20 protein-coding genes are annotated in these 21,714 nt (G+C 57.1%); 11 read left to right on the top strand and 9 right to left on the bottom strand.

The features are described 5' to 3' along the window. Nucleotides 1-863 precede the first annotated feature (863 nt). From C8N45_RS18515 to rplQ, 8 genes are all read left to right on the top strand, one after another. Complete coding sequence (locus tag C8N45_RS18515) at nt 864-1,073, top strand: hypothetical protein (RefSeq protein WP_108387738.1); 210 nt, start codon at nt 864-866, stop codon at nt 1,071-1,073. Between the two features lie 443 nt (nt 1,074-1,516). Next, complete coding sequence (rplO, locus tag C8N45_RS18510) at nt 1,517-1,990, top strand: 50S ribosomal protein L15 (protein WP_108387737.1); 474 nt, start codon at nt 1,517-1,519, stop codon at nt 1,988-1,990. A 126-nt stretch (nt 1,991-2,116) separates the two neighbouring features. Beyond that, nucleotides 2,117-3,457: a preprotein translocase subunit SecY gene (gene secY, locus C8N45_RS18505; RefSeq protein WP_108387846.1), complete on the top strand. Its 1,341-nt coding sequence runs from the start codon at nt 2,117-2,119 to the stop codon at nt 3,455-3,457. Next, on the top strand, nt 3,454-4,104 hold the full coding sequence (locus C8N45_RS18500) for an adenylate kinase (protein WP_108387736.1): 651 nt from the start codon (nt 3,454-3,456) through the stop codon (nt 4,102-4,104). The genes secY and C8N45_RS18500 overlap by 4 nt, the downstream gene beginning before the upstream one ends. Nucleotides 4,105-4,322: 218 nt before the next feature. Next, nucleotides 4,323-4,691, top strand: a complete 369-nt coding sequence (rpsM, locus tag C8N45_RS18495) for a 30S ribosomal protein S13 (RefSeq protein WP_108387844.1) — start codon at nt 4,323-4,325, stop codon at nt 4,689-4,691. A gap of 15 nt (nt 4,692-4,706) precedes the next feature. Next, entirely contained in the window at nt 4,707-5,096 is a 390-nt protein-coding gene (gene rpsK, locus C8N45_RS18490) for a 30S ribosomal protein S11 (RefSeq protein WP_008236527.1), read from the top strand. Nucleotides 5,097-5,206: 110 nt separating this feature from the next. After that, nucleotides 5,207-6,223, top strand: coding sequence for a DNA-directed RNA polymerase subunit alpha (locus C8N45_RS18485; protein ID WP_168769524.1), 1,017 nt, complete (start codon nt 5,207-5,209; stop codon nt 6,221-6,223). Nucleotides 6,224-6,360: 137 nt separating this feature from the next. Next, complete coding sequence (gene rplQ, locus C8N45_RS18480) at nt 6,361-6,780, top strand: 50S ribosomal protein L17 (protein WP_108387734.1); 420 nt, start codon at nt 6,361-6,363, stop codon at nt 6,778-6,780. A gap of 1,693 nt (nt 6,781-8,473) precedes the next feature. On the opposite strand, the gene C8N45_RS23955 is transcribed toward rplQ, so the two are convergent. The 3 genes from C8N45_RS23955 to truB form a co-directional block, all read right to left on the bottom strand. Continuing rightward, complete coding sequence (locus C8N45_RS23955) at nt 8,474-9,391, bottom strand: calcium-binding protein (protein ID WP_108387729.1); 918 nt, start codon at nt 9,389-9,391, stop codon at nt 8,474-8,476. A 102-nt stretch (nt 9,392-9,493) separates the two neighbouring features. After that, nucleotides 9,494-10,000: a DUF1643 domain-containing protein gene (locus tag C8N45_RS18450; protein WP_108387728.1), complete on the bottom strand. Its 507-nt coding sequence runs from the start codon at nt 9,998-10,000 to the stop codon at nt 9,494-9,496. A gap of 41 nt (nt 10,001-10,041) precedes the next feature. Beyond that, nucleotides 10,042-10,947, bottom strand: a complete 906-nt coding sequence (truB, locus tag C8N45_RS18445; protein ID WP_108387727.1) for a tRNA pseudouridine(55) synthase TruB — start codon at nt 10,945-10,947, stop codon at nt 10,042-10,044. A gap of 244 nt (nt 10,948-11,191) precedes the next feature. Here truB and C8N45_RS18440 point away from each other — a divergent pair, with 244 nt between their 5' ends. Further along, nucleotides 11,192-12,940 carry a sugar phosphorylase gene (locus C8N45_RS18440; protein WP_108387726.1) on the top strand — a complete coding sequence of 583 codons (1,749 nt, stop codon included), beginning with the start codon at nt 11,192-11,194 and terminating at the stop codon, nt 12,938-12,940. An 8-nt stretch (nt 12,941-12,948) separates the two neighbouring features. Here C8N45_RS18440 and C8N45_RS18435 read toward each other — a convergent pair whose 3' ends face one another. The 6 genes from C8N45_RS18435 to C8N45_RS18410 all read right to left on the bottom strand — a co-directional run bounded on the left by C8N45_RS18435 (nt 12,949) and on the right by C8N45_RS18410 (nt 19,564). Then, on the bottom strand, nt 12,949-14,097 hold the full coding sequence (locus C8N45_RS18435) for an alpha-hydroxy acid oxidase (protein ID WP_245882743.1): 1,149 nt from the start codon (nt 14,095-14,097) through the stop codon (nt 12,949-12,951). Next, on the bottom strand, nt 14,097-14,840 hold the full coding sequence (locus C8N45_RS18430) for an SDR family oxidoreductase (protein WP_108387842.1): 744 nt from the start codon (nt 14,838-14,840) through the stop codon (nt 14,097-14,099). Before C8N45_RS18430 ends, C8N45_RS18435 begins: the two co-directional genes overlap by 1 nt. Nucleotides 14,841-14,850: 10 nt before the next feature. Beyond that, nucleotides 14,851-15,615 carry a glucose 1-dehydrogenase gene (locus tag C8N45_RS18425; RefSeq protein WP_108387724.1) on the bottom strand — a complete coding sequence of 255 codons (765 nt, stop codon included), beginning with the start codon at nt 15,613-15,615 and terminating at the stop codon, nt 14,851-14,853. Nucleotide 15,616: 1 nt separating this feature from the next. Continuing rightward, nucleotides 15,617-16,927, bottom strand: coding sequence for a M24 family metallopeptidase (locus tag C8N45_RS18420; protein ID WP_108387840.1), 1,311 nt, complete (start codon nt 16,925-16,927; stop codon nt 15,617-15,619). Nucleotides 16,928-16,988: 61 nt separating this feature from the next. Then, nucleotides 16,989-17,798 (bottom strand): SDR family NAD(P)-dependent oxidoreductase, encoded by an 810-nt coding sequence (locus C8N45_RS18415; RefSeq protein WP_108387723.1) that lies wholly within the window; start codon nt 17,796-17,798, stop codon nt 16,989-16,991. 14 nt (nt 17,799-17,812) lie between these two features. Further along, nucleotides 17,813-19,564 carry an ABC transporter substrate-binding protein gene (locus C8N45_RS18410; RefSeq protein WP_108387838.1) on the bottom strand — a complete coding sequence of 584 codons (1,752 nt, stop codon included), beginning with the start codon at nt 19,562-19,564 and terminating at the stop codon, nt 17,813-17,815. Nucleotides 19,565-19,868: 304 nt separating this feature from the next. Here C8N45_RS18410 and C8N45_RS18405 point away from each other — a divergent pair, with 304 nt between their 5' ends. Together C8N45_RS18405 and C8N45_RS18400 are read left to right on the top strand one after the other, a co-directional pair. Further along, nucleotides 19,869-20,828: a sugar ABC transporter substrate-binding protein gene (locus C8N45_RS18405; protein WP_108387836.1), complete on the top strand. Its 960-nt coding sequence runs from the start codon at nt 19,869-19,871 to the stop codon at nt 20,826-20,828. Between the two features lie 80 nt (nt 20,829-20,908). Further along, complete coding sequence (locus C8N45_RS18400) at nt 20,909-21,706, top strand: SDR family NAD(P)-dependent oxidoreductase (protein ID WP_108387722.1); 798 nt, start codon at nt 20,909-20,911, stop codon at nt 21,704-21,706. The last annotated feature ends 8 nt before the right edge of the window (nt 21,707-21,714 follow it).

Here is a 21,714-nt window from a genome sequence, read left to right as displayed (position 1 = left end):
ACCCACGCTCGGCAAATCTGTTTTTTAGGTATTTGGTGAATAACGGATCACATGGACCGTCCGCGAAATGCGCTGCGTGCGATATATACGTGCAAACTCCTTGCAATTTGCGGCCACTGCAACGCGGCCTGACGGGGACGTTGTTGCTTTGACATATGCAGATGCTGTTTGGGTGCAAACCGGACCGCAGTCGATTGCCGCATATCGGTGGTGATGATGAAATCTGGCTTGGAAGCCACCGCTTATGTTGGCGCACTGATGCACGTCGGACAGCCTGAGTTTGATGTAGGCAGATCCGCGAGAAATCATTCAAAGAGTAAATGCAATAGCCCGTCCCTGATACCGGAAGCGTTGAACACGGCGTTGATTGATGGCTGCACTGGGTATTTCGAAGGCTTGGGCTTCGAATTTAACATGATGTATGGGTCATGATCTCAGGCAAATCGACACCTGAACTGACGCAGTGTTGCAACCCGACGTGTAGATAGACTGTGTTTTGGCCGTTGGCTCCCATACTTGTGAAGCTGCGTACAAGGCGATTGAAGCCCCAGACGCCTGATCAACAATTCGACGCAAATCTCCGGCTTTGCGGATTTTTTTTGCCTGCCATTTGCATCAAGATTGGGAGTCAGTTCAGTGATCGAACGCAGGCCCAGTGCGGACAAGCAACGCTCGCCAATGCCATAGCGCGGCCGATCATTTTTGGGGCAAAGGGGCTTGTCCTTGACCAACCGACCTCGGCTTTGGGTCATAGCAGCATTTGAAAGTGCTCAAAACGATTGCGTTGGTGAAGGAACGCAGGGACATGGCTGTCACCTTTTTTCATCCGTAATGAAATCCATTCAAAACTGAAAGCAGATAGAATGAGCCTTCTCGCCCCTGGCCAAGTGTTAGGGGCGGGCAGGTGCGAAAATATTGCACGCGAGGACATCCGCCACCTGATCGCTGGGGGCGCAGAGATGAAAGATTTTGAGCAGGAACTGGCCAAAATCTCAGGGTGCGAAGTGACCGCACCACTTTGTTGGGGGCTTAAATTGGCAGCAGACCCCATCCTCTCGGGTAATGGTTGCTGAAAATTGCACCAGCTTCTGCGCCGTCGCATAGTTTCTTGCGGCAGTGCAGAAAAACCTTGCGCGATCATTGACGATCGCTGAGCGTGATCAGCAAGGGGACACAATCCCCGCGATTTAAAAAAGCCGCCAAATCTGCAAGAACGGTATCGTCATAATCAAGAGCAAGAACGCTCGCGTGGAACACGGACTTCTCCTCCCTCGTGAACTGCGCGAGCGTTTTTTTTATGAGATTGAGGCCAATGCCTGTCTGGTACTTTTGCCTTGCCGCTTCGGCGCATGCCGTCCCTCCATGGCATCCGTATTTGCAGCTGATGCTTTCTTGACCTGTCCGTAAGCCCCGTCTATACGCCGCTGGTCGGCAGGCACTCGCCCCGACTCACATGCAACGCCGTGTTTGGCCGCTCCCGTCGCTGGGGGCCAATTCCGGCAAGAGGAGAAGCGACATGAAATTGAACGAACTGTCTGACAACCCAGGCGCAACCCAACGCAAGAAACGCATTGGCCGTGGCCCAGGGTCCGGCATGGGTAAAACCGGTGGCCGTGGTATCAAGGGTCAGAAATCCCGCTCGGGTGTTGCGATCAAGGGTTATGAAGGCGGGCAAATGCCTTTGTACCAGCGCCTTCCAAAGCGCGGCTTTAACAACATCAACCGCAAGACATTCGCCGTTGTGAACCTGGGCCTGATCCAGAAGTTCATCGACGAGGGCAAGATCGACGCCAAGGCAGACATCACCGAGGAAGCGCTGATCGCATCCGGCCTGGTTCGCCGCAAAAAGGACGGTATCCGCGTTCTGGCCAAGGGCGATTTCAAGGCCAAAGCCAACATCACTGTGACAGGTGCATCCAAGGGCGCGATCGAAGCTGTCGAAAAGGCGGGCGGTTCGCTGACCGTGGCAACCCCGGTGGCGGCTGAGTAAGACCTTGTGAGCGACCAGCCGGTCGCCTACATGTCTTTTTGAAGTTTTCCAAACGCCGCCGCTCGGGAAACCGGATGGCGGCGTTGATCATGAAAAGGGCCCCTTATGGCTTCTGCAGCAGAGCAAATGGCAGCCAACGTCAGTTGGAGCGCCTTCGGCAAGGCAACTGAACTACGTCAGCGCATTTTCTTCACCATTGGATTGTTGATGGTGTATCGGCTGGGAACGTATATCCCCATCCCTGGAATCGACAATCTGGCATTGCGTGAATTCATGGAACAAGCCGCCTCTGGTATTGGCGGCATCCTGTCCATGTTCACCGGCGGCGCGCTGTCTCGTATGGGGATATTTGCACTTGGGATCATGCCCTACATTTCGGCCTCGATCGTCGTTCAGCTTTTGGGCGCGATGTGGGAGCCGCTGAAAAACCTCAAGAAAGAGGGCGAAGCCGGGCGGCGTAAGCTGAACCAATATACCCGTTATGGTACGGTGGCGTTGGCAACCGCGCAGGCCTATGGCCTTGCTGTCAGTCTTGAAGCGGGCGGTCTGGCCTCTGATCCGGGGATGTTCTTTCGTATTGCCTGCATGGTGACAATCGTTGGCGGCACCATGTTCCTGATGTGGATCGGTGAGCAGATCACAGCGCGCGGGATAGGTAACGGTATTTCGCTGATCATTTTTGTGGGCATTATTGCTGAAATTCCCGCTGCGATGGCGCAGTTCCTGTCGCAGGGGCGGTCCGGCGCGATCAGCCCGGTGGTGATTGTGGGCATCATCCTGATGGTCATTGTGATCCTGACGTTTGTTGTGTTCATGGAACGCAGCCTGCGCAAGATCCATATCCAGTATCCGCGTCAGCAGCGCGGCATGAAAGTCTATGACGGCTCATCCAGCCACTTGCCGATCAAGGTGAACCCCGCCGGTGTGATTCCCGCGATCTTTGCCTCTGCTTTGCTTTTGCTGCCGACAACGATCAGCACATTCAGCGGTGGTTCAGCCAGCCCTATCATGTCGACTATTCTGGCGTACTTTGGCCCCGGACAGCCGCTCTACCTGCTGTTTTTTGGCGGCATGATCATCTTTTTCACCTACTTCTACACCCGTGAAGTTGCGTTCAAGACGGAAGATGTGGCCGACAATCTAAAGAACCAGAATGGCTATGTGCCGGGTATCCGCCCCGGTAAAGCCACGCAGGAATATCTTGATTATGTCGTCACGCGTGTTCTGGTTCTTGGCTCGGGGTATCTTGCGCTGGTTGCTTTGCTGCCCGAGATTATCCGCGCACAGCTTTCCATTCCGTTCTATTTCGGGGGCACATCAGTGCTGATTATCGTGTCCGTTGGCATGGACACTATCCAACAGATTCAATCCCATCTCGTTGCTCACCAGTACGAAGGTCTGATTGAAAAGTCGCAGCTGCGTGGTAAGCGGGGCGCGAATAAACGCAAAGGACCAGCGCGTCGATGAATATCATACTTTTGGGGCCGCCGGGTGCGGGTAAAGGGACACAGGCACGCAGGCTGGTGGACGAACGCAACATGGTACAGCTCAGCACCGGCGACATGCTGCGCGCAGCGCGCACCAGTGGCACCGAAATGGGCAAGCAAGTTGCTGCTGTGATGGACCGCGGTGAACTGGTCACAGATGATATTGTCATCGGTCTGATTCGCGAACAGCTCGAGGCTGACAATGGTGCCGGCGGCTATATCTTCGACGGTTTCCCCCGCACGCTGGCGCAAGCAGATGCGCTGGGCCGCTTGCTGGTAGATATGGGTGAAAACATTGATGCGGTGATCGAGATGCAAGTTGATGACGATGCGCTTGTTGACCGGATCACTGCCCGGTCAAGCTGTGCATCCTGTGGTGAGGTCTATAACGACAACACCAAGCCAATTCCTGCCGATGGCAAATGTTCCAACTGTGGCAGCGCCGAAATCACGCGCCGCGCCGATGACAACGAAGAAAGCCTGCGGACACGCCTGTTTGCCTACTACAAACAGACCAGCCCTTTGGTTGGCTACTATTATGCCAAGGGCGACCTGAAAACAGTCAATGGTCTGGCCAGTATGGATGAGGTCGCGGCAAGCATAAATGCTGCTTTGGCAAGCGCCTGATTCAGCACCTTGCCGAAACGGCTTGACGGGGCTTGACGCTCATCACCAACGCTTCTAAACAGCGCCATCCCGCAAGGGAATCAATCTGTTTATCCGGGGTCGCCCCCCGGATTTAACGACCACCTGATATGACGCAGCCCGGCGCTCACCCGCTCCGGGCTTACGTTGTGAAAAAAGGGTCTGGAATGACGGACCCGCAACGAAAAGGAATTGCACACGTGGCACGTATTGCCGGCGTAAACATCCCGACTGCAAAGCGGGTTCCAATCGCCCTGACCTACATCACCGGAATTGGCCCTGCCAAAGCCGAAGAAATCTGTGAAGCAACAAAGATCGACCGCGCTCGTCGCGTCAATCAACTTTCTGACGCAGAAGTCCTGTCAATTCGTGAATATATTGACGCCAACCTGATGGTGGAAGGCGATCTGCGTCGTGAGACACAGATGAACATCAAGCGCCTGATGGACCTTGGCTGCTACCGTGGCCTGCGCCACCGTCGCAATCTGCCTGTGCGCGGGCAGCGGACATCAACCAACGCACGTACACGCAAGGGTCCTGCAAAGGCCATTGCCGGTAAGAAGAAATAAGGGAGGGCTTGAACAATGGCACGTGATACAAAACGCACCAAAAAGAAGGTCTCCAAGAACATCGCCGCTGGTGTGGCGCATGTGAACTCTTCTTTTAACAATACCAAGATTCTGATCTCTGACGTGCAGGGCAACGCCATTTCATGGTCGTCTGCGGGTACGATGGGTTTCAAAGGGTCGCGGAAATCAACACCCTATGCAGCGCAGATGGCGGCAGAGGATGCGGGCAAGAAAGCACAAGACCACGGCGTCAAGACGCTGGAAGTCGAAGTGCAGGGCCCCGGTTCTGGCCGTGAAAGCGCGCTGCGTGCTCTGGCTGCTGTTGGTTTCAACATCACATCTATTCGCGACGTGACCCCAATGGCGCACAACGGCTGCCGTCCGCCAAAGCGCCGCCGCGTCTAATTTATTACGAAACGCTTTGGGGCCCGTGCTTTCGCGCGGCCCCAATCCGTCATTTTAACCTCGGGCGTTTGCCTTATTGGACATGAAGGCAGGCAGGTATGGAGGGACATATGATCCACAAAAACTGGGCTGAGTTGATCAAGCCAACTCAATTGGAAGTAAAACTGGGCAACGACCCGGCGCGGCAGGCCGTTGTCGTCGCAGAACCGCTTGAGCGTGGTTTCGGTCTGACATTGGGCAACGCCCTGCGCCGTATTCTGATGTCGTCGCTGCAAGGTGCTGCGATTACGGCCGTGCAGATCGACAATGTCCTGCATGAATTCTCGTCCGTTTCGGGTGTGCGCGAAGATGTCACCGACATCGTGCTGAACCTCAAGGGTGTCGCGATCCGTATGGAAGTCGAAGGCCCCAAGCGTTTGTCTGTGCAAGCCAAAGGCCCCGGCGTTGTGACCGCTGCCGATATTTCCGAAACAGCGGGCATCGAAATCCTGAACAAGGATCACGTGATCTGTCACCTCGATGATGGTGCTGACCTTTACATGGAGCTGACCGTCAACACAGGCAAAGGCTATGTCGCAGCCGACAAGAACAAGCCGGAAGATGCTCCCATTGGCATGATTGCCATCGATGCGATCTATTCACCGGTCAAGAAAGTCAGCTATGACGTGCAGCCCACCCGTGAGGGGCAGGTGCTCGACTATGATAAGCTGACCATGAAGGTCGAAACCGACGGGTCACTGACACCTGACGATGCCGTGGCCTACGCCGCCCGCATCTTGCAAGATCAACTGTCTATCTTCGTCAACTTTGACGAACCTGAATCAGCGACAGCCGGTGCCGATGATGACGGTCTTGAGTTCAACCCGCTTTTGCTCAAGAAAGTGGACGAGCTGGAACTGTCCGTGCGTTCTGCCAACTGTCTCAAGAACGACAACATCGTTTATATTGGCGATCTGATCCAGAAAACCGAGGCAGAGATGCTGCGCACGCCGAACTTTGGCCGGAAATCCCTGAACGAAATCAAGGAAGTTCTGTCCGGCATGGGTCTGCACCTTGGCATGGACGTCGAGGACTGGCCACCAGACAACATCGAAGATCTGGCCAAAAAGTTCGAAGACCAGTTCTAAAGATTTCGGGTGGGCCTGCGGGCCCATCCACAAAATGCCCGCAAAAGCGGGGAACATCCGGGCATTCCGCCCCAAGGAGAGTAGGGGACACGCATCCCTTGCCAGACAAAGCATAAAGCACTTTAGGAGATCAAAAAATGCGTCACGCAAGAGGTTACCGCCGCCTGAACCGCACCCATGAGCACCGCAAGGCGCTGCTCGCGAACATGGCAGGCTCGCTCATCGAACATGAGCAGATCAAGACAACATTGCCCAAGGCCAAAGAACTGCGCCGTGTGGTTGAAAAGCTGGTTACGCTGGCGAAACGCGGCGACCTGCACGCCCGCCGTCAGGCCAATGCGCGCCTGAAGCAGGAAATGCACACCGCAAAACTGTTCGAAGTTCTTGGCCCACGCTATGCGGAGCGTCAGGGTGGTTACATCCGCATCATGAAAGCGGGCTTCCGCTATGGTGACATGGCGCCAATGGCCATCATCGAATTCGTCGACCGCGACGTGGACGCCAAAGGCGCCGCAGACAAGGCGCGTTTGGCTGAATATGAAGCTGCAGAAGACTAAACCCGGTCGAAATGACAATGCAAAAAAGCCCCGTCTTGTGACGGGGCTTTCTTTTTGGGCACCCATGATCGCAATGATACAGATTTCGCCGCGCCCGCCACGCGCTACAGGTCTGGGATGAAATGGCTTTTGCTGCACTACGTATCAACTAGCAAGACGCGGACGAAGCGACCATTCTGCTGACATCATCGAATGCAAACTGAGTCATTGACAGATAAACACGACGGCTGCTGCAAAGACATTTATGGGACTCCTGAAACGACGGGCCGAAGGAAGGTGTCGGCCATCCTGGAACGCCAGATTCCAATCGGTTTTCATGAGCAAGCCAGATCGTGGTTGGGCGGATTGCCTGTGAAACCCGGGTTGGTCAAGTGGCCGCGTGATCCTGTGGGTGCACCACCGTATTTCATAGCCCAGATTTCTTGTGCGGATTTTCGGAAAATTTGTGGAATGGCCAAGTACCCTCACAGGTTGGTCGTCGGTTAATCTGGAATGCTCGGTGCGCCGGAAGCGGATGAAAGTGTCTCCAACGCTGAGATCAAAGCTGCGGGTGAGCCGCATCAAGTCTGGGGCGAAGAGATGGCTGAGAGAGCAAAGAGGTGTCTGGAGAAAGTCCATTCCAAGTACCTTGATGACCCAATATCCGCCTCCGAATGGCAGACGATCTGGAGGGTGTGCTGTGAAGCGAAGACCGTTTTCTGGCAACGCACCGGATCGCTTGTTTTGGCAAGGGTGTCTAATCGATGGATCGCCATCTGGCCATGGCGGTTCGCGAAAACCGCTGCAGCTTTTTACCCGTGACGCGACTGGATTGCAGTCGCGGCGCGAGGAACAGCGCAACATGTTTGCGCAACGGTTGCGACACATCGAAAATAATCTGTCACATCGCATTGGTGGTGACTCTACCCGGCTCAAGGCGGAGCTTTGCCCGGCCACCAGCTTGTGATCCAACTCGCGACGAACAAACCTACGGGGATAAATGTGGGGCGATGTAGGCGCGGTCTACGTCATGATGGTGTCGAAAGACCTGAAAAATACGATTCAGGAACTGGTACGCAATGCTTGACGGACATTGAAGGGCCTCCAAATCTCGGCAAAGCCACAAGCCATCCCAAAAGCGCAGTTGAACTGTCGCTTCGAAAATGCGCGCGACCTCTTCAGCGCTCAGCACGACAGGGATATTCTTCGCTACCCGTTGATAGTGCATTTGCCGCTTCATCTCAGGTCGCGGGCACGTGGTTGCGCAGAAAAAGCATAACAGAGTCAGCCGGTTGTTGAACGGCGTCACTCTATCCGGTGTATGACACCAGCGACCGCGTGAAGTCGCATCGCCCGCAAAAACATCGACTGCTTCTTATGCAGCAGACCATTTATAGCCATGTATTCGACAAACGGCGGCGCAGCTAGGGAACATGTTGATCGGTCATGAAAGTCTTTTTGCATCAGATTGAAAAGGTCCCAATCGTCAGAAAGGTTGGTCAGTTCGCAAAACCTAAGCCGCTCACATCAAACCGCAACACACGCCAATACCGCGAGAGTGCTTTTGCCCTCGTCTCGCATAGCCGTAACTGGGTCGGAAATGATGGCGGTCAGATTTTCCTCGGGGTCATCAAGCACCAATGACCTCCGACACAATTGGCCTTGGCCAAGGACAGCATGGTAACTGGCAGCATCGGCTGCAAGGGAATCGGGTCTATGCCGCGATCAGAATGACATCTGACAGATCCAACTCTTTGAGGTTGGTAAAGGTCGCTACAACCTCGCCATCCGCGTGCAGGACCAGCCCGGCGTCCGTTTGCGACGTGCCCAACACGGGGGTCGGGCCTTCATAGGTGATTTCGACAATGTCCTCGGTCGGGTCAAAGTCCGCCACAATCGCGTTCAGCCCCTCTGCCAGCCCAAAGCTGTCGGCGCCGGTGCCGCCATGCAGATGGTCATTCTCACCTGCGAGGAGCAGATCATCATCGGCACCGCCGTTTAGAAAGTCGCGGATGTTTTCGCCGCGCCCGTCCAGCGTGTCGTTACCGGAGCCGCCATGCAGCGTGTCGGCCCCTCCGCCTCCGATCAGCAGGTCATCACCCGTTGATCCCAGCAGCGCGTCGTTACCTTCTCCGCCAAAAAGCCGGTCATCGCCACCACCCGCATTCAGCGTATCATCCCCGGCACGGCCAAACAGCGCATCGTCGCCCACATGACCAGACAGGACATCATCGCCCGTGCCGCCGTCAAGAGTGTCGTCACCGCGACCGCCGTCAATTTCGTCATTGCCAGCGTTGCTGTTGATCCGGTCGTTGCCGTCCTTGCCGTTGACATAATCGTCGCCAGAGCCTGTGATGATGCGGTCGCTCTCATCGGTGCCATGAACGGTCTGATCATCGTCGGTGTTGGTGTCGCGGACGATCACGCCACCGGGTTCTACGGCTTCATCGCCCTTGATGTCTGGCTCGATCAGCTTTTCGTCAAGCAGTTGATCCATGGAAACGATTTCTGCATCGGGGCCTTCCTCTTCGGGCTTGGCCGTGTCGTGCGTATCGGCGGTGCTGTCGTAAACGTCACCCGTAAAGAGGATTGCCGACACGGCAATACCCATCAACCCAAGAATGGCCAGCATTATGTTTACCCACGCTCAACAGATCGCCCCCAACCTCTCGCGCCGGGGCATAGCATGATTGGGGACTGATTTGGGCAGGAATCGGACTGTAAGGTTAACCCACTAGGACCACAAAACTGGCCGCTGACTGTAGCTGATATAAAGCGGGTGCCTGGGATGGCCGGCTTTGGTCAGGCCAAGGTGGTGCAAAGGTCGGCCAGTGGCCTTCAGCAATCCTGCCACGGCAGGGCCACGGTCCAGATGGGAGCCATGCGCGCCCCATGCCGCAATGATGCAATCGGCCCATGCTACGCCGTCTCGCAAGGCGGCGTCATTGTCGGGGCCAACAGGGGCGAGCGATTTGCGCATCTTGCGCGGGTCGGTTTCGCGCAGTGCAAAGATGTTCGTGACGCGAAACGCGCCAAAGCCAAGCGCACGGGCGCGCCGTTCGCAGCGTTCGACCGTGGGATCGTTCTGAACTTCGGTTGCCTTGGACGGGTTCAACATGACGAACAAAACGCGCTTGCCCGCAGGGTCCCATGTCCGTGTCAGGGCATAGCGATAGCCTTCGCAATCTGAATAGACAGCGACAGATGGGGCATCGCCCTTGGTATGTGTGCGTGTGATCATCGCTTGACAGATGCCAGACCGTAAGATGGATCTTGATCCATCTACCTGACAAAAACACGACTGGGATGCAATTCGCCGCCCCGATAGCTGCCCACGGCAATGGCCTGGCCGTCAAAAGAGGCCCAGACCTCTTCGCCGTAATCCACGCCCGACGCGATGACGGGTGCAGGGTTGCCGTTGCGGAGCTTTGCGACACTTTCCGCCAGACAGCGCACTTCAGGCAGCTCATTCAACCCGACCTCAAGCGGTTGGATATGGGCGTCAAGATCCGGGGTCTTGGCGGATGCATCGATCTGCTCAAGGCTGAGGCCCTGATCCGCCTGAAAGGGTCCTGACCAGACCCGGCGCAGGCTTTCGACATGCGCAAAACAACCGAGCGCCTCGCCCAGATCGCGGGCAATCGCACGGACATATCCGCCTTTGCCGCAGGTCATTTCAAGGACCACATGGTCTTCATCCGGCCTGTCGATCAGCAACAGCTCCTCCACCCAGAGCGGGCGGGCGGCAAGTGCCATTTCCTCGCCGTCGCGGGCTTTCTTATAGGCGCGCTCGCCATCTACCTTCACGGCTGAAAACTGTGGCGGCACTTGCATGATGTCACCAACAAAGCCACCAAGTGCTGCCTTGATTGCAGCATCGTCGGGGCGGATAGGGCTTTCAGCGATCACTTCGCCTTCGGCATCATCGGTGTTGGTGGCTTGGCCCAGCCGAGCGGTAAAAACATAGGACTTCAGCGCGTCGGTGATATAGGGAACGGTTTTGGTGGCTTCGCCCAATGCCACGGCCAGCACACCTGTTGCGTCAGGGTCCAGCGTGCCGGCATGGCCTGCTTTCTTGGCATCCAGCGCCCAGCGGACCTTGTTCACCACGGCCGTCGACGTGATCCCGGCGGGTTTATCCACCACCAGCCAACCTGAAATATCCCGTCCTTTGCGTTTGCGCGCCATCGTCTTGCCCTTTGTCAGAATTTCGCTGTGCTAGAGTGATGTGAGCAGAGGGTCAAGCACCCCCGCATTGCCCAAAATTTGGGCGAAATTGCCAGCGGACTCAGGATAGCGCTGCTTTGGTCGCCTGGGCAGGGCAAAAAGCGCCGATTATTTGGTGGGTTCCCATTGCAGCTTGAAGGGTTTTTTGGTCGGTTGGTGGGGGCGCTGGTGGCGTTCACAGTTGATCGCGGGCAGGTATGACTTCATGAAAGAGCAATTACCGTCACTGAGCCTCAGGCTGTCGCGGCTCGTCGCACAGATCTACCCTGATCTTGATCCTGATATCCTGTCCAGCCTGATTATTGATGCTTTCTGGCCCGAGGGGACCACACGCCGTAAACGGGGCCGTGTCGCTGGCAACAACCTGTGGTCAGAGCAGGACGCGCTGGTGATTACCTACGGAAACTCCATCATTGACGGGGCGCACAGGCCGCTTGATCTGCTCAATGATTTTCTGCGCCGCTATCTGAAGGGTGCGCTGAACGCAGTCCATATCCTGCCGTTCTTTCCTTATACATCCGATGATGGGTTTGCCGTATCCGATTTTCGGGCGGTCAATCCGCAATTGGGTGACTGGCCCGATATCAGGCGCATATCGGAAGAATTCAAACTGATGTCTGACCTTGTGCTCAACCATGTCTCTAGCCAAGGCAGTTGGTTCAACGCCTATCTTCAGGGCAAGCACCCTTATGACAAGTTCTTTTTCGAAGCCTCTCCCGATGATGATCTGAGCGAAGTGGTCAGGCCGCGTACGACACCTTTGCTGCAAAAGGTGGAAACCTCGCGCGGTCCGCGCCATGTCTGGTGTACCTTCAGCCACGATCAGATTGATCTGGATTTCCGTAATCCCGAAGTGCTGCTTGAATTCTTGCGCATCATCCGGCTGCATGTGGATAACGGGGTAGAAATCATCCGGCTGGATGCGGTTGCCTTCCTGTGGAAAGAAGTCGGATCACCGTCAATTCACCTGCCGCAGACGCACGCGATCATCCAACTGATGCGCGTCCTTTGCGACTATGCCGCAGAAAAGATCATTCTGCTGACCGAAACCAACGTGCCCAAGGCGGAAAACCTTAGCTATTTCGGAAAGGGTCAGGAAGCGCACGCGATCTACAACTTTCCGCTGCCGCCGCTGATCTTGCATGCGATGATGTCCGGGTCGGTGCAATATCTTCGGCGTTGGCAGCGCGGCATGCCACCTGCGCCAATGGGGTGCGCCTATCTCAACTTTACTGCCAGCCACGATGGTATCGGAATGCGTCCGGCAGAAGGGCTATTGCCAGATGACGAAAAGCAACGTGTGATCGAAACGGTCAAGGATTTGGGTGGTTTGGTGTCGATGCGGGCGCTGCCCGATGGCGGCGAGTCCCCCTACGAGTTGAACACGACCTTTTTCGAGGCAATGAGCAGGACTTTCCACGGCTCTGACGATCACCATATCGCCCGCTTTATCTGTTCGCAGACAATCGTGATGTCATTGGAAGGGATTCCAGCCTTTTACATTCACTCGCTGCTGGCTACGCCGAACGATCATGAACAGGTCGCCTATCGCGGCATGAACCGGGGCATCAATCGCCATCGCTGGGATTACCCCACGCTCAGGGCGCTGCTGGATGATCCGCACACACCGCAGGCGCAGGTCCTTTCCGGACTGTCCGAGCGGTTGCAAATCCGCAAGCGGCAGCCAGCCTTTCACCCCAATGCCACCCAACTGACCATCAATATTGGCGATGATCGGATCTTTGCGGTTTGGCGACAGAGCATCGACCGACGGCAATCCATTTTTGCGCTGCACAATGTCAGCGATGCGCAGGTGACGGTGCAAACATCAGACATCAATATGATTGATGATGAACATTGGGCCGATCTGTTGACGGGCGCGTCTTTTCATCCAGAAGATGAAACCGTCACGCTTGCGCCTTACCAATGCCTTTGGATCAGTAACGGGCAATAGCGCGCCGCCTATCCGTGCGATGGTCCCTTGGTCAGGTCGGCTGGTCCGACGTTCTGGAACGACGTCGCCCCCAGTTGCCCCAGCGCACGCAGAAGTTCCAGTTTAAGGATTTCAAAGGCGCGCTCCGCCCCCGCACCCGCCCCAGCACCGACGCCGTAGGCCAAGGCCCGCCCTGCAAGCACGAAGTCCGCACCAAGCGCCTTCGCGCGTAACAGGTCCGCGCCGCGCCGCACGCCACTATCGAGGATGATGGGCAGCTTTCCATCCAGTGCCTTTGCAATGGCTGGCAAGGCTTCGATCGTCGGCGGACCAAAGGCCACTTGCCGCCCGCCGTGGTTTGAAACAATGATGCCGTCGCAGCCTATCTGTGCGCAACGCAACGCATCGTCGGGATGCAGGATACCTTTGACAAGCAGCTTGCCTTTCCAGCGTTCCCGCAGGTCACTCAGTTTATCCCAGGTAAAGCTGGGCGTGATCAGGGTCTTTTGTACATCGGCATAGGACGTGGCGGCTTTGAGCAGGTCGGCGTAGTTGGCAATGTTTGGTTTTCCATACCGCAGGCTGGTTAGCGCCCATGTTGGGTTGGCCATCAATTGCAGTATGACCTCTGGGGTAAAGCGGAACGGCACGCTCAGCTGGTTGCGGATGTCGCGGTCGCGCTTGCCTGCGGCAGGCACGTCGGCTGTGACCACCATGACATCGTATTGTGCGGCCTCAGCACGTGCGATCAGGCCCTCGGTCACGGCAGCATCGCTTGAGACATAAAGCTGGAACCACCCGTTGCCGTCAGCGGCTTCGGCCAGTCTTTCAAGCGTGGTAGAGGATGCAGAACTCGCCACATAGGGGACGTTTTCGCGCTTGCAAAGCCGGGCCAGTGTCAGGTCGGCGTCGGGCCAGAATGCGTTCAGCATGCCGATGGGCGCCATGCCAAAAGGCTGGTCGAAGGTCTGGCCTAAAATCGTGGCGCAAGTGTCAATGTCAGCCACGTCGCGCATGTACCTTGGCGTCAGTTCCAGCTCTTCAAAGGCGTGGATATTGCGCCGCATATTGCGTTCGGATTCTGCACCGCCATCGACCAGGTCGAAGGCAAAGCGCGGAATCCGACGGCGCGCCATGTCCCGCAGATCCTCGATCGACGCCGCGCGGTCCAGTCGCATCAGATTGACCACCCGCCGTCGATGGCCAGCGCCTGCCCGGTCGTAAAGGCGGACATGTCGCTGGCAAGATAACAGACCATCTCGGCAATTTCTTCAGGTTTGCCAAGACGTCCCATGGGCTGACGATCCTTGAAGGCCGCAAGAGCCTTGTCAAAATCGCCGGTGGCCTTCAGCCGATCCTCAAGCGACGGGCTTTGCACCGTGCCGGGGCAGATCGCGTTGCAGCGGATACCATTCTGAACAAAATCTGCGGCGATGGATTTGGTCATGCCGATGATCGCCGCCTTTGACGCCCCGTAGGCAAAGCGGCGCGGCGCGCCCTTTTCACTGGAGACGATAGAAGCGATGTTGACGATTGACCCTGCACCCTGCTCCAGCATGCCGGGCAGGACCGCCTTGGTAATGCGGAACATCGCCTTGGCGTTCAGGTCGAATGACCGTTCCCATGCCGCTTCGTCGCAGTCCAGAATGGTGCCGTCATGGACCCAGCCCGCGCAATTGACGAGGATATCCACATTCGGTTGTGCCGCGATCAGCGCCTGCACTGCGCCCGCATCCAGCACGTCAAGCTGGTGCGCGCTGATCCGCTCTGACCCTGCGGCCACGGCTTCGACCGCCGCGCCGTCGATGTCGGTTGCGAGAACCGTGGCCCCAAGTCGTGCCAGCGCTTCGGCTGATGCGCGTCCGATCCCATTGCCTGCGGCGGTAACAAGGGCGGTTTTTCCCTGAAGTTTCTGTTCCATTTGTCCTCTTTCAGCGGGCCAGCCAGCCGCCATCCACAGTGACCAGGCTGCCATGACAATAGGCGGCAGCATCGGACGACAGGAAAACGGCAGCACCGGCAATTTCGGATGGGTCTGCAAAGCGGCCTGCGGGAATACGTTCCAGCAGTGCCTTTGACCGCTCCGGATCATCCCGCAGGGCCTGTGTGTTGTCGGTGGCAGTATAGCCGGGCGCGATGGCGTTCACGTTGACGCCCTGCGGCGCCCATTCGTTGCAAAGGGCTTTGGTCAACCCCAGTACCGCATGTTTGCTTGATGCATAGGCTGGCACGCGCAAGCCCCCTTGCGACCCGAGCACTGACGAGACGATCACGATCTTGCCTGCGCCCTGTGCCACCATCTGTCGCCCGGCGGCCTGCGACAGCAGCCAGACGGAATCAAGGTTGACGGACATCACCCGCCGCCAGTCATCCAGCGCCATATCCACCGAGTCCCCCCGGTGGATGATGCCCGCGTTATTGACCAAAATATCCAGCCCACCCAGCGCATCGGTGGCAAAATCCGTCACTTTCGTGGCGGCAGCTTCGTCCATGCCGGTGAAGTCCGCCTGCACTGCGGCGGCTCTGCGGCCCAGACTTTCGATTTTGGCCAGCGTGTGTGCTGGCTGGTGGCTGCGATAGGTCAGTGCAACGTCGGCACCGGCGGCGGCTAGAGCCAGGGCGATTCCTTCGCCGATGCCCGTGGCCCCACCCGTCACCAACGCCTTGCGCCCGGTCAGATCAAAGGGATTGCCCATGTCAGTACCGGTTGGCAATGGGCAGTTCTTCGGCGGGGAACAGGCTGATGACTTCGCAGCCAGTTTCCGTCACGACGACCTCTTCCTCGATCCGGGCGGCGGAATAGCCATCTGTCGCAGGGCAGTAGGTTTCCAGCGCAAAGACCATGCCGGTCTGGATTTCCATCGGATGATCAAGGCTGACCGCGCGGCTGATGATAGGCCGTTCGTGCAGTGCCAGACCCAGACCGTGACCGAATTGTAGACCAAAGGCTGCGTCTTCGTTGGGGAAACCAAGGCTTTCGGCTGTGGGCCAGACTTCGGCAACCTTGTCGGTGGTCACGCCCGGTTTGATCATGGCAATCGACGCATCAATCCATTCGCGCGCCTTTACATAGGCATCGTTCTGCGCGGGTGTCGCGCGGCCCACGTTGAAGGTCCGGTAATAGCAGGTGCGATACCCTTGATAGCTTTGCAGGATATCAAAGAACGCCTGATCACCGGGCCGGATCAAACGGTCCGTAAAGTTGTGCGGATGCGGGTTGCAGCGTTCGCCGGAGATGGCGTTGATCGCCTCCACATCATCTGATCCCATTTCATAAAGCATCTTGTTCGACAGGGCGACAATGTCGTTTTCGCGCACGCCCGGCTTCAACTCTTCGTAGATCATATGATAGACGCCATCGACCATCGCGGCAGCCTGCGTCAGAAGCTGGATTTCATCCCAGTTCTTGATCTCGCGTGCTGCCAGCATGATTTGCTGACCGTCAACCACGTTGATCCCTTCTTCTTGCAGCGCGTGGAACATGGCGGTTTCGGCATAGTCTACGCCCACGGGCATGTTGGCCATGCCTGCGTCCTTGATGAGTTGGGCGATCATCTTGGCGTATTTCTTCATAAGGCCGAACTCGGGCGGGATGGTGCCGCGCATACCCACGACGCCAGCAAGGCAGTGATCAGGCTCCAGCCAGTCGGAATAGCGCTGGTGGTGCACTGCGGCTGATCCGAAATCCCACACATACGGGCTGTCGTCTCCCGTCAGCAGGCAGAAACGGCACATCTTGTCCCGCTCCCATTCACCGATCTTGGTGGCCGAGACATAGCGGATGTTGTTCACATCAAAAAGCAGCAGCGTCCCTGCGTTCGATGCCTGAAGCGCCTGACGCGTGCGGGCCAGCCGGTAGCGGCGCAGCCGGTCGTGATCGACGCGGCGTTCAAAATCTACGGTAGAGTGCCCCCAGGCAGGCAGCCTGTCGCGCCACTCCCAGTTGGGTTCAAGGTCCTGCGGGGTAAGAAGGTTCGGCATAAGGGCATTGCCCGGACGTTCTGACATAACTGTCTCCTTGGGGGCGGTGCCCCCGTTCATGTTGATGAATTACGAAAAGATTGCGCGGTTACTGGATGCACCAGCCGCCATCGATGTGGACCATCTGGCCGGTCATGTAGTCGCTGTCGTCACTGGCAAGGAAGGACGCGGTGCCGGTGATATCCTTGGGGTAGGACACGCGCTTGATCTGAAGCGCATCGCGCACGATGTCGTCATAGGCCTGACCTTCGCGTTCCTTGAAACCGATATCGACAAGGTCCTTGTCCAGCTGCTCCCACAGGGGCGTGACGACGACACCGGGGGCATAGCCGTTGACGGTGATGTTATGTTCGGCAAGGCCGATAGCGCCGCAGTGGGTCAGGGCCAGACAGCCGTATTTCGACGTGCAATAGACTGTCACATCAACCAGCGGCTTGCGTGACGCGATGCTGCCCACGTTGATCAGCTTGTAGGGGTGATCTTCCATTGGGCCTTGCGCGATCATCTGGCGTGCGGTTTCCTGCATCCCCAGCCACATGGCCTTGGTGTTGACGTTCATGATCATATCCCAGTTGTCTTCATCAATATCCATGAAGAAACGGGGTTTGTTCAGACCGGCATTGAACAGGCCCACATTGATTGAGCCAAAGGCATCAACGGTCGCCGCAACGGCGGCGGCGTTGTCTTCACGCTTGGTCACATCCATCTTGACGGCGATGGCCTGCCCGTTGCCTGCGGCGTTGATGCTGTCGGCGACCTTCTGCGCTTCGGCAAGATCTAGGTCCCCAAGGCAGACGTTTGCGCCCTGCGCGGCAAAGGTTTCGGCATTGGCCGCGCCCATGCCGCGGCCAGCTCCGGTGATTAGAATGTTCTTACCTTTTAGGCGATTGGGGTCCATGGTCTCTCCTCCTCTTATGACGGTGTCACGTTTGGTCGTATCAGTGCATCGGCCCGGTTCTGGGCCTCGCGCAAAGCTTCGCGCGGGGTCTTGATTCCGCGCAGCATGTCGTGGAATTCTTCGCCGCAAATCTGGATGATGCCGCCGATTTCAGGCACCGGTGGGCGCGGCCAGAATTGCAGTTCGTCACGCCATGACATGCCATCGACAGCTTCGAAAATCGGTGATGCCCGGCGCACATCCGGGTCCGCGCCAACGGAATAGCGGGCATTGGTTCGGCTACCGTTTTGCACGTAGAGTTTCTGCGCCTCGGGCGAAGTAAAGACCATCAATGCCTCGACTGCTGCCGGGATGCGGTCCGCGGGCAGGTTGGCCGGGATGCCCATGACATACCCGCCAACCGGGGCGATCGGCGTAGCACCGGGGCCCGCAGGGTGCGGCAGATATCCAGTCTGGCCAAAGGCGGGCGAAGCTTCGTCCAGTTCGAAATAGGGGGCCAGCAAAGTATAGCCATAGGCCATCGCGACGGAGCCCGCCGCATAGGGGCGCACCCTTTCATACCACGACATCGACAGGATATCGGGGGGCGAGAATTTTAGAAGTTCGAGCAGGAATTCCGCCGCGCGCAGGCCTGCTTCGGTGTCGATGGTCGCACGATACCTGCCATCGACCAGCTGGTCGGTGTCAAACCCGCCCGCCATTTCGGGCAGGTTCAGAACGGGCTGACCGAAATCGGCCATGGTCATCAAGGCCGTATGTCCAAGTGCGGTGCCGCGCGCCGCGTTCCAGGCGATACCATGGCGGCCCCGGCGCGGTTCGTGCAGGGTGCGGGCCGCGTCAAGTAATGCGTCAGTTGTGGCCGGTGCCTCCAGCCCGGCTTTCGCGAACAAATCCCTACGATAGAACAGCAGTTCGGGCGTTGTCTGGGCGGGAACCGCATAGGCGCGGCCACCCCAATGGGCGGCTTTCCAGCCTGCGGTGTGAAAATCCGCCGGGTCAAGCCGGGCCAGATCCATCACCTTGTCGAGTGGCATCAGCACATCTTTTACAGCGAATTCGCCAACCCACGGCAGGTCCACCGCGATGATGTCATAGCGGCTGGTGTCACGGGCCGCGTTGCGCAAAGCCTCTTCGCGCAGCCGGTCGATGGAAAAGGCACGCTGGCTGATTTCAGTGCCGATGACCTGTTCAAACTGCCGTTTGAGATTGTCCATCACCATAAAGGTCGGATCGCCGTGCACCAGTACACGGATGCCACCCGGCACCTTCAACGGGTCGGGGCGCACCCCCATCGGAGGGATAGAATGGGCTTCGGTGTAGCTGCCGCCATAGTAATAGTCTTGCGTTTCCGACGCTTTGGCCTGTCCGCCAAAGAGGCCATCTGCAAGGCGGCGGACCCTTCCTGAAAGTTGCATCCATTGTGCCAGAAGCTTGTCGCTGGGGTGCATCGAGAAACTTTTGCCGGTTTGGGTGCGCGGGCGCTGTTCAATCAATCCGTCGTCGATCATTTCCTTCATGCGGCGGTTAGCGGTCGCATAGGGGACGCGGCTGGCGCTGATCAATGACGTGGGTGTGATGGTCTTGGCGTCGAAATGGCCCTGCAACAGATGGAGCGCCATGCGCAGATGCGCGTTCGGAGCAATGATTTCCAGAGTGTCTTCCAGCTCGTCACTGAAGTCCTCCAGAAAAGACAGAATCTCGAGCGTATCGGTGCGCGCCTGTGGCGTCACCGAACTGCTTTGAGTATGACCTGTCATGGCATTCATGTCGTTGGAGTGCCTTGCTGCGCGCTGGCGGTTGCGGGTATTTTCTAATTTGTCCATTTTGGACAGCGACGATTTTCTCACGTAACGTTCTCCTAGAATTGTCCAGAATGGTCATGAAGGTTTATCACAATAATATCCAATATGAATGAATTTTTATCCATATTGGATATTATTGATGCATTTTAGATATCTGCAAATCGGCATGCTAAGACATGATCGCTTGGTCCGCCGAGTGATATATTGGCGCCCTCAAGAGGCGTCAGAGAGAATGACCAAGACCGCAACTATCCGGGAGGAAACCCAAATGAAACTTCGCAATATTCTTGCAGCATCAACCGCCGCACTTGCGCTGACAACGACTGCCTATGCCGACGGTCACGGGCCGATGAAAATCGGCATCACCCAGAACAACGTGGGTGTCGACAGCTACCAGACTACTTATGAAAAGGCCTTTATCGCCGCCGCCGAAGCAAACGACGCCGTCGAAACTGTTGTGCTTGACGCAGGTGGCGACGTGGCCCGCCAGATCGCGCAGATGGAAGATCTGATCCAGCAGGAAGTTGACGCAATCATCATTTGGCCAACCAACGGCGAAGCCGTTATTCCAGCCGTGCGCAAAGCATCTCAGGCGGGCATTCCAGTCGTTGTCACCAACTCCAACATCGCAGAAGCGGGCTTTGATTTTGTCAGCTCGTTCTCTGGTCCTGACAACGTGACACAAGGTGCGCGTTCTGCGGAAATTATGTGCGACAAATTCAAGGACATGGGCATCGAGAACGAAGCGCAGGTTGTCCACATCACCGGTCAGCCAGGCTACACAACCGCCATTGAGCGCGCGCAGGGTTTCGAAGATCGTCTGCCTGAAGTCTGCCCGAACGTGACCGTCGTTGATACCCAGCCGGGTGACTGGAACCGCGAAAAGTCGCAACAGGTGATGGAAGCGTTCCTTGTCAAATATGACGACATTGACGGTGTTTATGCCGGTGATGACAACATGGGCGTGGGTGCACTGAACGCAGCCAAGGCCGCAGGCCGCGAAGGCATCATCTTTGTCGGCGCGACGAACTTTGCCGTCGGCTACGAAGCTATGGCGGCTGGCGATTACTGGGGTTCAATCTACCAGTCGCCGGTTGACGATGCCGAAGCCGCCCTGAAGACGGCGATCGACATCCTGAATGGCGAAGAGCTGCCTTTCCTGAACTACTTCGACACACCAAAGATCACCCAGGATAACATGGGCGACTTCACGAAGCCGGTCTTTTAAAGACCTCCCTGTGCGGGGTCCGGTTCTGCCGGCCCCGCATTTTTTCTTCCCACAGACGCAAGATTCAAGGGAGAACCGACATGGGACGTGTTTCTGATAGGGTCTGTATTGTCACAGGTGCCGCCCAGGGGATTGGCAGGGCCATTGGCGAGGCGCTGCTGGACGAAGGCGCCATGGTCTGCTTTGCCGATATCAACGGGCAAAAGGTGGCTGAAGTGGTCGAAGCGAACCGCAGTCGTCTCAATGGGCAATCCGGCGCTGTGACTTCGGCGCAGGTCGATGTCACCGACCGCGAACAGGTGCGCGCCATGATCGCGCACACGGTCGAAACCTTTGGCCGTCTGGACGTAAAGTTCAACAATGCCGGTGTGAATAAACCGATGAATTTCATGGATGTGACCGAAAGCAACTGGAATTTCATCATGGGCGTCAACGGGCTTGGCTGCATGATCGGCATGCAGGAAGCCGCACGCCAGATGATCGCGCAGGGCAGTGGCGGCAAGATCGTCAACACGGCCTCAGTCGCGAGCAGACAGGGGTTTGACAATGTCGCCCCCTATTGCGCATCGAAATTCGCCGTTGTGTCGCTGACACAATCAGCCGCGCGCGATCTGGCGAAACATGATATCACCGTGACAGGATTTGCGCCCGGCGTTGTCGCAACCGAGATGTGGGAACAGGTCGATCAGGACCTGATGAAGATCGGCGCCGCTGAGCGCCCCGGACAAGCGATGGAGGACTTCTCAGCGGAAATCCTCAAGGGCCGGGTGGCAACACCCGCTGACATCACGGGAACGACGACGTTTCTTGCGTCAAAAGACAGCGATTACATGACTGGTCAGATCGTTATGATCGACGGAGGCATGACATTGGTCTGACCACTCGG

It is taken from the genome of Yoonia sediminilitoris (assembly GCF_003058085.1).
Lineage (GTDB): Bacteria > Pseudomonadota > Alphaproteobacteria > Rhodobacterales > Rhodobacteraceae > Yoonia > Yoonia sediminilitoris.
Note: the sequence above shows the minus strand (reverse complement) of the source record. Positions and strands in the feature narration are given on the sequence as shown.